At 47.6% G+C, this 13,125-nt stretch carries 8 protein-coding genes; 2 read left to right on the top strand and 6 right to left on the bottom strand.

Translation table 11 applies throughout. The annotated features are described in order from the left end of the window. The first annotated feature begins 231 nt into the window (after positions 1–231). The gene (locus AKL11_RS21145; RefSeq protein ID WP_067521693.1) at positions 232–3,720 is read left to right on the top strand and encodes a hypothetical protein; all 3,489 of its coding nucleotides are present in this window, start codon (positions 232–234) and stop codon (positions 3,718–3,720) included. Between the two features lie 20 nt (positions 3,721–3,740). Here AKL11_RS21145 and AKL11_RS21150 read toward each other — a convergent pair whose 3' ends face one another. Further along, the gene (locus tag AKL11_RS21150) at positions 3,741–4,619 is read right to left on the bottom strand and encodes an AraC family transcriptional regulator (protein ID WP_067521696.1); all 879 of its coding nucleotides are present in this window, start codon (positions 4,617–4,619) and stop codon (positions 3,741–3,743) included. A 164-nt stretch (positions 4,620–4,783) separates the two neighbouring features. Here AKL11_RS21150 and AKL11_RS21155 point away from each other — a divergent pair, with 164 nt between their 5' ends. Then, positions 4,784–5,941, top strand: coding sequence for an iron-containing alcohol dehydrogenase (locus tag AKL11_RS21155; protein WP_067521698.1), 1,158 nt, complete (start codon positions 4,784–4,786; stop codon positions 5,939–5,941). Positions 5,942–6,062: 121 nt separating this feature from the next. On the opposite strand, the gene AKL11_RS21160 is transcribed toward AKL11_RS21155, so the two are convergent. The 5 genes from AKL11_RS21160 to odhB form a co-directional block, all read right to left on the bottom strand. Next, positions 6,063–7,937 (bottom strand): hypothetical protein, encoded by a 1,875-nt coding sequence (locus AKL11_RS21160; protein WP_067521699.1) that lies wholly within the window; start codon positions 7,935–7,937, stop codon positions 6,063–6,065. Between the two features lie 162 nt (positions 7,938–8,099). Next, positions 8,100–8,972, bottom strand: coding sequence for a succinate--CoA ligase subunit alpha (sucD, locus tag AKL11_RS21165; protein WP_067521700.1), 873 nt, complete (start codon positions 8,970–8,972; stop codon positions 8,100–8,102). Continuing rightward, entirely contained in the window at positions 8,972–10,138 is a 1,167-nt protein-coding gene (gene sucC / locus AKL11_RS21170; protein WP_067521701.1) for an ADP-forming succinate--CoA ligase subunit beta, read from the bottom strand. The genes sucD and sucC overlap by 1 nt, the downstream gene beginning before the upstream one ends. A gap of 137 nt (positions 10,139–10,275) precedes the next feature. After that, positions 10,276–11,715 carry a dihydrolipoyl dehydrogenase gene (gene lpdA, locus AKL11_RS21175; protein WP_067521703.1) on the bottom strand — a complete coding sequence of 480 codons (1,440 nt, stop codon included), beginning with the start codon at positions 11,713–11,715 and terminating at the stop codon, positions 10,276–10,278. Positions 11,716–11,788: 73 nt separating this feature from the next. Beyond that, positions 11,789–13,003, bottom strand: coding sequence for a 2-oxoglutarate dehydrogenase complex dihydrolipoyllysine-residue succinyltransferase (odhB, locus tag AKL11_RS21180; RefSeq protein ID WP_067521705.1), 1,215 nt, complete (start codon positions 13,001–13,003; stop codon positions 11,789–11,791). Positions 13,004–13,125 lie beyond the last annotated feature (122 nt).

Genomic DNA, 13,125 nt, shown 5'->3' on the forward strand with positions numbered 1-13,125 from the left:
TTCGTAACAATGGCTATAAGTAGCTGACCAAATGCCGTTTATAATCTCTTCACAGCCTCCTTTTCTTAACTGACGAGCCACTGGATTCATTCATCAAGAATGCTGTAACGAAAGCTCTTTGAAAGCATAAAAAAAAAAGCTCTATTATTTAATAATATATCCCATTAACGTTTTTTAACTGATGCTTTGTTGTTCTTTTACTATTTAACTTAATGTGGAAATCAGAACACAATGCTGACCCTTAAACCTGATCTCAGAAACACTACCAATTTTAACGTTGATAATAAGCAGCCCCCCTCAAGCTCGATAGAGAAAGAGTCAATAGGGTCATCAGACAAGTGGAAAGTTACCCAAATTGCAAAAGAATTCATCCGCTCCATGCACCCAGGCTATGGCCTGAGCCCGGAAGATAAAAATAGTGGCATTAGCTTCAAATTCAATCCAAAAGAAATGGCTACGCGCATGATAGAGACCGTATTTCCAACCGCCCGTATTGCGAATACCGCACTTGAGATGGCAGGCTTTACATCATTGATGACACTAATAAGTAGTATCCCGGCAACCGGTGCTCAAACATCAGCTGCCACACCGAGTCAAGCAAGTGCAAGTAATCCTCCGGCAACCGGTGCTCAAACATCAGCTGCCACACCGAGTCAAGCAAGTGCAAGTAATCCTCCGGCAACCGGTGCTCAAACATCAGCTGCCACACCGAGCCTGCAAAACAATACTACATCAGTCTCCAGCTCCGAGCATACACCGAGTCAAGCAAATGTAACGCTCATCAATAACACTTCAGATTTCAAAGAAATCGTCACTAGCACTCAAACTCTTGCCGGTCGCTATAAGCTCACTCAGGATCTTGATATCAGCGATGTATCGCCTATTGGTAACAAGACAAACCCTTTCACTGGTAAATTTAACGGCAATGGTCACACAATCAAAACCAACCACTCCGTATTTGGCAGAGTTGACGGCGGAGAAGTCTCTAATATCACCATTGAAGATAGTCATCTGGAGTGTAATCCTGATGCTTACGCCCCTTACTGCCGGGAGTCGCTTCTGATCGATGAGCTTACCGGCAATAGCACTGTGACTAATAACACGATACAGAACAGCTCTGTCACCTGTAATTACGGATCGACATGCAGTGCTTTGATCAACAGAATGGAAATCAACCCTGTCAAAGAGGTGACTCCACGTCTGGAAGGTAACCGTATCATTGGCAGCAACATTACAGTGAATGAGGTAAGAGCCTCGGAGACAAATCTCGCCTCAGTAGGGGTTGCTCAAGTGGACATTGTCGTCAAAGACGGTGAGAATCAATTAACCGCAGGGCAGCTCAAAAATCTTCCTCCCCCTCATATTTCCGGTATTTATTCCGATAACAACACCATATCTGGTAATCCTGAACCAGTTAATGGTGGTATAACGCTTGGTTCAGTTAGATATATAGTAAAATCTTATACAACCACCGAAAAATATACCGAAGCAGGTTTCATTCCTAACGGAACTGAAAAAATCCACGTACATAAAATTGACCTACCAACTTCAGACAACCCTGCAAACTCTTGGGCGAAGCTTATCCTGGATAAACCTTCCACTTGTAATACCAGCATGAACGGTGAAATTTTTAATCAAAATTGCCCACAACAGTCGGTCTGCCCCACTATCTCACCAGCCCTCCCCCCAACGGCAACGCCCGACGCAAACTCCACCCAGCCCGAAATTGTTCCAGTTGTTCCACTCCCCTGCCCCTTTCCCTGGTGGCTGCTTCCCGTAGGAATCGGTATTGGCGTTATAGGCACTGCTGCAGCCTGCTGGTCCATTTGCCGCTCCCGGTCAAGAGCGAAAGAGGAAGCTCCCATAGAATTAATGAACATCTCAAATGTACTTACCGAAAAGGGCTGCCAAACCTCCTCACAAACCCTTTCAATAGAAACGGAAACGCTGCACTCCGGAGCATCATCTTCTACGTTTATCAACACTGGTCAAGCCGCTATGGAAGTAGAGAATTCATCAACAAGTTCAATCCTCTCTGCGAAAGTCCCACCTCTTGAGCCTATGCAACTTGAGCCTATGCAACTTGAGCCTATGCAACTTGAGCCTATGCAACTTGAGCCTATGCAACTTGACCCTATGCAACAACCAACTATTGAAGAGCAGCTTCAATCGTTGAAAGGTGGCTTTATCAAGCTAAAACAACAGCTGAAAGAAGTAGATGAACTCACTGCGTACAACAGTCCCCTTGATGACACGCTCCAACAAAGCATTCACGCCTTTGCAAAGGAAACAGATAACAAATTAACACCCCTTCATCCACAACCCTACTGGAGGGATTCCGTCAATTTCACACTGACTCACCTCGCGAGCAAACCTCTCCAGCAGGGAACTTTTATCAGTGATAGTGATGCCCTGATTGAGAAATGTCTGGAGCTTATTGACCATTCGGAAGGAAAATATAATCTCCAGCCTCTGCGAACGACTCTGAGGGAATTATCAAAATTAACTGAACAAGTTATTGGGAATATCCACCAGAATCAGAATAGTCCTGACCTGGAAGACGAGTGTTTACCGCTGCTCAACCTCGGAGGTTTATCCATAACAAGCTCAACAAGCTCAGGCTTTCCAGAACCCTCAACACCCCTTTTCCATTATGAGAGTTCAACCGATGTAGATGAACTATCAAGTACCAACTCACAAGGCTCCTCACTGTTGCTGGACGATAGACATGAACCAGCACAAATGCAAAATGACATAGACAAGCTTCGACAGCAATTGCAGAGCCTTCGGTCACAAGACAGTCTTACATTAACCCCAGGCAACGAATCTGCACATCAAAAAAGAGAGGCTCATAAGATTCGATTATGTCAGGCAGTAAAAGATCTTCAGGAGCAACAAGAGAGAGATCTGCCTGCTCCCGAGTACCTTGACACCATTGCAGAAGAGTTAAATAGTACCCAGCCAAAGACGCCGATACTGACCACTCTGGATACCCTACTTGATTCACTGCAGTCGTTTATTACTAAAAGCCCCCAGCCAGACCGAATTACAATGCCTTACATCTCTAATGTTCTTACGCGCATGCGTGGTCTAATAGAGAATTTATCCGGCCAAGAGAAAGCTACCCACATAGAACTCGAAACGGATCTGTCCGGACAAAAAATGCAATACGCAAGCCAAGGGGGTGAGAAAGGACAACATATGCAATCTTACCTTGAGGATTTGATACCATTAGCAACCCAATTGAAAGACATTGAAAATAACCCAGAGCTGAGTTCTGATGAGATAATGAAATTCGTCAGCGAAGCCAGCCAGCGGATCACTAGACTTGAAACCAATTACTTGAAAAAAGAACAGCATGCAAGTGATTCTGAACTTCAGGCAGATACAAAGGCGATCAACACAATTGAAAGCATGACTGCAAGAATCGAAGCGCTGGTACAACGTGCTGAGCTACTGCGGCAAGAGATATCCCCGGAAAGCCACCCATTGGAAGTTCCCGAAGAGCTGATTGCTTTCAGAGAAAGACTTGGCAGGGTTCGGCGATTAGCAAATCTGTTTGAGGAGCAGGATAAGAGAGGCGTCCCAAAGCTCGACCCAGCAATTCGCAGATCGATCCTGGCGGGAAGCACAGCGTCCCTTTATGAAAAGCTGCAGTATGATGACGATCCTTTAACAAGCGACAATGGGACTATTCAAGTGAAATCTGAATATTCCTGATATTCAGGTTAACTTACACGTTACAGGCTGTACGATACAGCCTGAGGCGTCAGTCCAAAATATCGTTTGAACTCCCGACTGAACTGAGTCGGGCTTTCATAACCGACCTCAGCAGCCGCCTGCTTCACCCTTACACCCTGATCCTGCAATAATTCTCTAGCTTTACTGAGACGTAGCTTTTTCAAATATTGCATAGGCGACGAAGATGTCATATTTCTGAAATTCCGATGAAACGTCGATGGACTCATATTCGCCATTGAAGCAAGCCGCTCCACATCAAGAGACTGATCATAGTGCTCATGCATATATTTCATCGCTCGCTCCAGACGTGCGAGATGGGTATTGTGTCGTGCCAGTGCAAACAACGGTGCTGCCTGCTCACCGTTCAAAATATGAAATAACAGCTCCTGTACTAGCCCTTTACCCAACGCTTCACTTTCCAGCGGTGAATGAAGGCATCTTGCCAACCTGAGAACCGTTGCTGAAAATGAGTCAGTAACCGGGCTGACATAAAGGCTATTTCGTGCCTCTAACAATTCACCTGGCGAATCTGACGTCTGTTGATAATGATCAAACAACCGAACCAGTGGATGCAATACACTCACATCGATGTCTATCAGCAGCGACAGTAAAGGCTCCCCAGGTACAACACGGGTTTCACACTCTGCAGGAATAGGCAGAGTGAGCACCAAATAATTATCGGCGTTATATTCGTAAGTTTTCTGTTCCAGGTGAATACGCTTTGCGCCCTGAGCGACAATAAAAATTCCCTGACTGTAACAAAGCGGCTCTCGAACTCTGGACTCACTGGCTTTAAATACCCCAACACCCGGAATATGGGTGGTATTGTAGCCTTCCTTTTTGGCAAGGACGGTAAGACTCTCAACGAATGAATTCACGCCGTATTATCTGATGGCTGACTTGATAGCAGAAAGAATACCTCTACGAGATGCATAAAAAAACCACCGGTGATCGTTTTAGGCATTAAATTGCCAGTAATGACCATTCTTTTCCTCCATAAATCCGATAATCTACACACAACCATTCATGAGGATGAATCGAAATGATGAATTTTAATTATCAGAACCCAACCCACATCGTGTTCGGCAAGGATCGCCTGCAAGAACTGGATCAGCTCGTACCGGCCAATGCCAAAGTACTGGTTTTATACGGCGGTGGCAGTGTAAAGAAATTCGGCACTCTGGATAAAGTGCTTGCCGGACTGGGTGATCGTGAAATTATTGAATTCAGTGGTATCGAACCTAACCCGAAATTCACTACCCTGATGAAAGCCGTGGATATCGTCCGCGCCGAGAAGATTGATTTTCTGCTGGCAGTGGGTGGTGGCTCGGTAATGGATGGCACCAAGTTTGTCGCTGCTGCAGCACCTTATGAAGGTGACGAGCTTGACCTGCTTAAAGCTGGCTTTGCTGGTGCGCCTATCACCACTGCAATCCCTCTGGCTACGGTTGCCACATTGCCAGCTACCGGTTCTGAAATGAATATGGGCGCGGTTATTTCTCACGACATTGGCAAACTACCGGTCATGAGCCCACTGCTCTACCCTCAGTTTTCTATTCTCGATCCATCTCTGACCTTCACGCTGCCACCAGTCCAAGTCGCTAATGGCGTGGTCGATGCGTTTGTTCACGTTCTGGAACAGTACGCTACCTATCCTGTTAATGCACAGGTTCAAGACCGCATGGCAGAAGGCCTGTTGAAGTCGTTAATTGAAGTAGGTCCGGTGACTTTGGCTGAACCAGAAAACTACGATGCACGCGCTAACCTGATGTGGTGCGCAACGTCCGCACTGAATGGTTACATCGGTGTCGGCGTTCCACAGGACTGGAGCACCCATATGATCGGCCATGAACTCACCGATCTCTTTGGTCTGGATCATGCCCAGAGCCTGGCGGTTGTTCTTCCTTCTCTATGGAAACTCCGCAAAGATAAGAAGCGTGCAAAACTGGTGCAGTACGCCGAACGAGTTTGGGATATAAAACAAGGCAGTGAAGATGAGAAGATTGATCTGGCTATTGAGAAAACCCGGGCATTCTTTGAATCACTGGGGGTGAAGACTCGCCTTTCACAGTATGGTGTTGAACATGATCAGATTGAGAGCGTGATTCATGCTTTGGAGGCTCATAGCATGACATCATTGTCAGAAACCAATGATCTGACTTTAGCCATCAGTCGTGAGATTCTTGAGGATGCCTACTGAGGCTATCTATCTCGGCAAGTAGTAAAGTAAAGTAAATTCAAAATACCCAACCAAAGGGCTGGCCGAAAAAAACGGCGCCCTTATCTCTCATCAATATTCCCTCGGCTAAACCCAGTCAAAACTAACTCAAGCTCAAGGTAGCTATCCGAGATCCAGCCGAACCCTCAGCAGATCGGGGTTCCTGCCACGCCTGCACAACATTGGCAGTATATGAACCACGGGCTCCACGAAGTGGCATCATCTCTTCTTTTATACTCAGTCTGGAAAAATCGAAGTCATATATCGGCAGTTCACTTTTAATTAATTCAGCATATTCTGTGAGAAGGTTTCCTATAAAACAGTTCTTCAAGACTTGGATAGACTGATGGCGCTTAGCTGCGATATCGACTGCAGCCCTACGGTAATCTTCAGAGGTGGCTGACTCGGAGTAAGTCTCCAGTTTCTCAGCTGCATTTTCATTAATGGATTGAACTTCCTCTGAAAGTACTGGTTTTGTTTGTATTAACTGAAACCAGAGACTGTCTTCATCTTCTTCACGTAATTGCTCCAGCATGAAGTCAGAAAAAGCAGATTCCGAGGAAACGACTTTAGCAAATTCAGAAACAACACTGCGCAAAGCAGAAAGAAAAGCCTCTCTCGAACCTTCCCAGTGATTGAACGTGACCAGCGATACCTGTTCACTGAATTCACACATCCCCGTCTGTCGTTCTTTATTGATCATTAACAATTCCCTGAACATGCTCTGCACATGCGCTTGCTCAGGAGCATCAAAAACCCTGCTTTCCCCACCAAAATCATCTGTATAAGTAGCTTTGAGAAAGGCCTCCTCATAAGTACGATCATGAAACAGTTTGGCGGCATCCAAAGTAAACTGTGACCAATCCACTGGAGGCTTTTCCAGAATATACGATAGACTGGCAAGATTTTTCGCCTGAAGCATCCGCTCCATAAGATTCAGAGTTTGATGCTGACACTCTACCTGTAACCGGGAGCTGGCCAGATAAATCAGATTTAAAGCAACATCGGTTTTGGGTGTCGTTGCTATGAAAAAGAGTAAGTGATTAACTTTATTAAAGAGAATCGCCAAATGCCGTTTATGCTCCAGTATCGGGTTAAAAGTACTTCCATGATGTGCGGAAGAGCTCATTGAAGGACTGCCGACATGCTTGATCAAGTCATTCAGGAAAAGCCTGAAACTGTCTCGAATCGCTTGATCGTCATTCGGATCTAAACTCAAACGTTCCAGTCTGGACAGCAGCAATTCCCCTGTCACGGCTTCATCACCTGCCACACGTCCATACGAACCAATCAAGGCTTCAATTTCGCCAATACTAGCTTCCAGAGTTGGCGGAGAGCTGGTGCCTGAGACACCAATTCGGAAACGAATGCTGCCCATTACAGGATCAACATCGCTTTGGAGTATATTGATAGAATCTGCCAAATGCCCTGTCAGCGTACTGACTAGGTGTTCAGCATCATTCAATGCAACTGCTGGAGTTCCTGAAAAGTCAGACGATTCAACATTTGCTGCTCTCAGTGTATTAAAATTTTCCAGTAATAAAGACAGTAGCTGGCTTGGAGTTACACCTGCTGGTCGCCCTTCAAGCGGTACAGGTTGATATTGAGGCCTTCTATCCTGTTCTGAAGTCAGGTAATTAAAACGAGCGCTTCCAACAGGCTCTTCGTTCACCTCTGCATCCCGATCTGCTGATGGTCTTAGGTATGGATGTACCGACTCAATGTTTTGAATATTCGCCCTAAGTCCTAGACTTTGATCAAAGGAGATACCCATTGCTTGACAATGCTCATTTAAGGCATCTACTTCGTCATGATTCACCCTGTTATCTGCTTCCCCCGTATCGACAGTAACAAGACGTCCGTTTAATAAACCAATGCCCGTATCGTCAGGGCACGAAGAGCTAGCTTCTCTCATGAACTGGTATAAGTTCTCAACGGTGGGAAGTGAAGAAGAAGAACCAGCCTGCGAAGCATTCACAATAAAGCACCCTAACTCATTTTATGTATAGTGCGCCTTAATATAGGTGAGATATGTCAAAACTGTGTTGCACAATGCAAAGAAAAGTGCTGTCGATAAAGGCAATAAAAAAAGCCGGATATCAAAATCCGGCTTTTTTGTGCATGAAAGGAGAGTTAACAGTTACCAGCCAGTAATCTCTTTCAACGCTTCACCGATGTCAGCCAGGCTGCGAACAGTCTTTACACCAGCTGCCTCAAGTGCTGCAAATTTCTCATCAGCAGTACCTTTACCGCCAGCAATAATCGCACCGGCATGCCCCATACGCTTACCCGCAGGTGCAGTAACACCAGCAATGTAAGACACAACAGGCTTGGTGACGTGATCCTTGATATAGGCAGCTGCCTCTTCTTCAGCGGAACCACCGATTTCACCGATCATTACGATGGCTTCGGTTTGTTCATCGTTCTGGAACAGTTCCAGAATGTCGATGAAGTTGGAGCCAGGAATTGGATCACCACCAATACCAACACAAGTAGACTGACCAAAACCGTAATCGGTGGTCTGCTTAACGGCTTCATAAGTCAACGTACCGGAACGGGATACGATACCTATCTTACCTGGTAAATGGATATGACCAGGCATAATGCCGATCTTGCTTTCACCCGGAGTGATAACGCCCGGGCAGTTAGGTCCGATCAGACGCACACCCAGCTCATCACACTTCACTTTGCATTCCAGCATATCCAGTGTCGGGATACCTTCGGTGATGCAGACGATCAGCTTGATGCCACCGTGAGCGGCTTCAAGAATGGAGTCTTTACAGAAAGGCGCAGGAACGTAAATAACCGATGCTTCCGCACCTGTTTTATCCACTGCTTCAGCCACAGTGTTAAACACTGGCAGACCCAGATGCGTCTGACCACCTTTACCCGGAGTCACACCGCCCACCATCTGAGTACCATAGGCAATGGCTTGCTCAGAGTGGAAAGTACCTTGGGCGCCGGTGAATCCCTGGCAGATAACTTTTGTGTTCTTATTGATTAAAACGCTCATTACTTGTTCCCCGCTGCTTTAACCACCTGTTGAGCAGCTTCGGTCAAACTGTTAGCCGCAATAATATCCAGTCCGCTATTGGCCAGCGTCTCAGCACCCAGGTCAGCATTGTTGCCTTCGAGGCGAACCACCACCGGCACTTCTACGCCGACTTCTTTAACGGCGCCAATAATACCTTCTGCGATCAGGTCACAACGAACGATACCGCCGAAGATATTCACCAGAACTGCCTGAACACTGTCGTCAGAAAGAATGATTTTGAACGCTTCGGTGACACGCTCTTTAGTCGCACCACCGCCTACGTCCAGGAAGTTAGCTGGAGCGCCACCGTGAAGCTTCACAATGTCCATAGTACCCATGGCCAAACCAGCGCCGTTTACCATGCAGCCGATGTTGCCATCCAACGCTACGTAGTTCAGTTCCCAGGCCGCAGCATGGGCTTCACGAGCATCTTCCTGAGATGGGTCGTGCATGGCTTTGAGCTGTGGCTGACGGTACATAGCATTGCTATCAATGGTGATTTTGGCATCCAGACAGTGCAGATCACCTTCTTTGGTGATAACCAGCGGGTTAATTTCCATCAGTGCCAGATCGCACTCTTGGAACAGTTTGGCCAATCCCAGGAAAATCTGAGTAAACTGCTTAACCTGCTTACCTTCAAGACCCAGCTGAAAAGCCAGATCACGACCCTGATAAGGTTGAGCACCCGTCAGTGGATCAACAGTGGCTTTGAGAATTTTCTCTGGCGTTTCTTCCGCCACTTTCTCAATTTCAACACCGCCTTCGGTAGACGCCATAAACACAATGCGACGGGTCGAACGATCGACAACCGCACCCAGATACAGTTCCTGATCGATGTCAGTGCAGCTTTCTACCAGAATCTTGCTGACTGGCTGACCGTTTTCGTCTGTTTGGTACGTCACCAGATTTTTACCCAGCCACTGTTCAGCAAAGGCTTTGATTTCGTCTTTGCTGGTGACCAGTTTCACACCACCTGCCTTACCACGACCACCGGCGTGTACCTGAGCCTTAACGACCCAGCGATCACCACCAATTTCGTCGGCAGCAGCAGCGGCTTGCTCCGGTGTATCACAGGCGATGCCTTGAGACACAGGCAGACCGTACTTGGCAAACAGCTGTTTGCCCTGATATTCATGAAGGTTCATTCTGACGCGGCCCTCTTTTCTTATTTGAGCGTTGTTTTATTTCTTGAAAAACCCATATCCATGGATTTGATACTGTGAGAGCAGTCGACCCTGACCACTCTCTTAAGGACTAGCTATAAATTAACAATGAACAGTGCTTAACGACGCTTACGGTTGGCAACATGGATGGCATGACCATCAACGGCCAGCACCGCTTCGTGCAATGCTTCACTCAGTGTTGGGTGAGAGAAGATGGTCAGTGCCAGATCCTCTGTACTGGCGGCAAATTCCATGGCAATCACACCCTGCTGTACCAGTTCTGCAGCGCTTGGTCCAACAACATGAACACCCAGGATACGGTCAGTTACCTTGTCGGAAATGACTTTCACCATACCGTGACTTTCATTGGCAGCCAGAGCACGACCACTGGCAGCAAATGGGAAGGTACCCATTTTGTATTCGTCACCACTGGCCTTCACTTCTTCTTCGGTTTTACCCACCCACGCCACTTCCGGGTGAGTGTATATGACCGAAGGAATCAGGTCATAGTTCATTTGTGCTTTTTGGCCGGCAATGATTTCGGCAACCATAATGCCTTCTTCACTGCCTTTATGAGCCAACATTGGGCCACGCACCACGTCACCAATGGCGTATACGCCTGGAACGTCAGTTGCGCAATGATCATTAACAAAGATAAAGCCACGCTCATCCATGTTCACACCGCAATCCGTAGACAGCAGGTTTTCAGTGTATGGACGACGACCTACCGCAACGATCAGCTTGTCGAAGGTGACCTTCTGCTCATCACCATTGACATCCTGATACGCCACTTCCACTTCACTGCCTTTCACTTCGGAGCCAGTCACACGGGCACCAAGGCGGATATCCAGGCCTTGTTTCTTGAAGATTTTCTTGGATTCTTTGGCAATTTGCTGATCAGCCAATGCCAGGAATGTATCCTGCGCTTCCAACACGATAACTTCGGAGCCCAAACGACCCCAAACGCTGCCCAGTTCCAGACCAATAACGCCAGCACCAATAACGCCGAGACGTTTTGGCACTTCCTGGAATTCCAGAGCGCCGGTGGAATCAACGATAAGGCCTTCGGTCAACGGTGTCGGTGGTATTTCAACCGGACGGGAACCAGTAGCAATCACCACGTTACCGGCATCAACCATTTCAGTAGAGCCATCAGCCTTAGTCAGCTCAACCTGTTTGCCCGCCAAGACTTTACCAGTGCCTGACAGCAAGGTAACGCCATTCGCTTTGAACAGACCGGCCACGCCGGTCGTCAGCTGATTAACAATTTTATCCTTACGGGCAATCATGGCTGGAACATCCATTTCAACACCGCTGTGCTGAATACCATGAACGCCAAAATCATCTCTGGCTTCGACAAATTTGTGGGAGCTGTCCAACAGCGCTTTTGAAGGAATGCAGCCCACATTAAGACAAGTGCCACCTAGTTTGGCCTTGCCCTTATCGTCAGCCCACTTTTCAATACAGGCGGTTTTCAAACCCAGTTGGGCTGCACGAATCGCACAGACATAGCCCGCTGGGCCTGAGCCGATGACTACCACGTCAAACTGATTTGCCATAAGTTATTTCCAGATTCGTATTATAAAGAAGTTAGACTTGGGCAGACTGGCAACACAAGCCTGCCCGTGACGATTAAACGTCTAACAGCATTCTTGCCGGATCCTCCAGCAGGTCCTTAATAGTTACCAGGAAGGTAACCGCTTCCTTGCCGTCCAACAGACGGTGATCGTAAGACAGAGCAAGGTACATCATTGGCAGAATTTCTACCTTGCCATTCACTGCCATTGGGCGTTCCTGAATCTTGTGCATCCCCAGTATTGCAGACTGAGGTGGGTTCAGTATTGGCGTGGACAACAGTGAGCCAAAAACACCACCATTAGAAATGGTAAAGGTGCCACCGGTCATGTCGTCGATGCCCAGTTTACCATCCATTGCCTTTTTACCATACTCACGGATTTTCGCTTCAATATCCGCCAGGCTCATTTCTTCAGCGTTACGCAGTACTGGTACCACCAGACCACGATCACTGGAGACGGCAACACCCACATCCTGGTAACCATGGTAAACGATGTCATTACCATCGATAGATGCGTTCACTACCGGATGACGTCTCAGGGCTTCGATACAGGCTTTGACGAAGAAAGACATAAAGCCCAGACGCACACCGTGGCGCTTCTCGAATACATCTTTGTACTGTGAGCGCAGTTCCATCACCGGCTTCATATTGATTTCGTTGAACGTCGTCAACATGGCCGCAGTTTGTTGAGCTTCTACCAGACGCTCGGCAACCTTGGCGCGCAGGCGAGTCATTGGTACGCGCTTTTCAGTACGTTCACCGGCAAAAATCGGTGCGGTGTTTTCTACCGGTGCTGGTGCTGGTGCTGAAGCGGCTACAGGAGCAGCAGGTTTAGAAGCACTGTCCGCTGCATGGCGTATCACATCTTCTTTAGTGACACGACCACCTTTACCGGTGCCTGCGATAGAGGCAGGGTCAATACCTTTTTCATCTACCAAGCGGCGGGCAGCCGGATTGAGAAGCGGCTCTCCAGTGGCTGCCGAAGCGGCTGGTGCGGCTTCTGCTGCAGCGGCAGGCGCAGCTCCCGCCGAAGCGCCCTCAGTGAATAATCCCACTACTTCACCGCTGAGTACCACTTCACCTTCTGGCTTCAGAATTTCACTCAGCACGCCATCTGCTGATGCCAGCACTTCCAACACGACTTTATCGGTTTCGATATCAACCAGCAGTTCATCACGCTGGCAAGCCTCGCCAGGCTGCTTGTGCCAAGTGGCGACGGTGCCGTCGGCGACGGACTCAGGAAATACAGGTGCTTTAATTTCAGTGGCCATTATTGATCCTTTGCGACTTTTGCGTCTTTGCCCCTTAGCGAGCAATGATCGCGAAATAACCATCGCGTCAATCGCTCTGGCCATGCCGGAAAACAGCACCGGCTGGCCGCTCAATTATAATT

It is taken from the genome of Endozoicomonas ascidiicola (assembly GCF_001646945.1).
Taxonomy (GTDB): Bacteria; Pseudomonadota; Gammaproteobacteria; order Pseudomonadales; family Endozoicomonadaceae; genus Endozoicomonas; species Endozoicomonas ascidiicola.

What these genes read in the sequence shown, in the direction of transcription:
- AKL11_RS21155 (WP_067521698.1), top strand. Translation starts at nt 4,784, where the DNA reads ATGATGAATTTTAATTATCAGAACCCAACCCACATCGTGTTCGGCAAG.
- sucD (WP_067521700.1), bottom strand. Translation starts at nt 8,972, where the DNA reads ATGAGCGTTTTAATCAATAAGAACACAAAAGTTATCTGCCAGGGATTC.
- sucC (WP_067521701.1), bottom strand. Translation starts at nt 10,138, where the DNA reads ATGAACCTTCATGAATATCAGGGCAAACAGCTGTTTGCCAAGTACGGT.
- odhB (WP_067521705.1), bottom strand. Translation starts at nt 13,003, where the DNA reads ATGGCCACTGAAATTAAAGCACCTGTATTTCCTGAGTCCGTCGCCGAC.
- lpdA (WP_067521703.1), bottom strand. Translation starts at nt 11,715, where the DNA reads ATGGCAAATCAGTTTGACGTGGTAGTCATCGGCTCAGGCCCAGCGGGC.
- AKL11_RS21145 (WP_067521693.1), top strand. Translation starts at nt 232, where the DNA reads ATGCTGACCCTTAAACCTGATCTCAGAAACACTACCAATTTTAACGTT.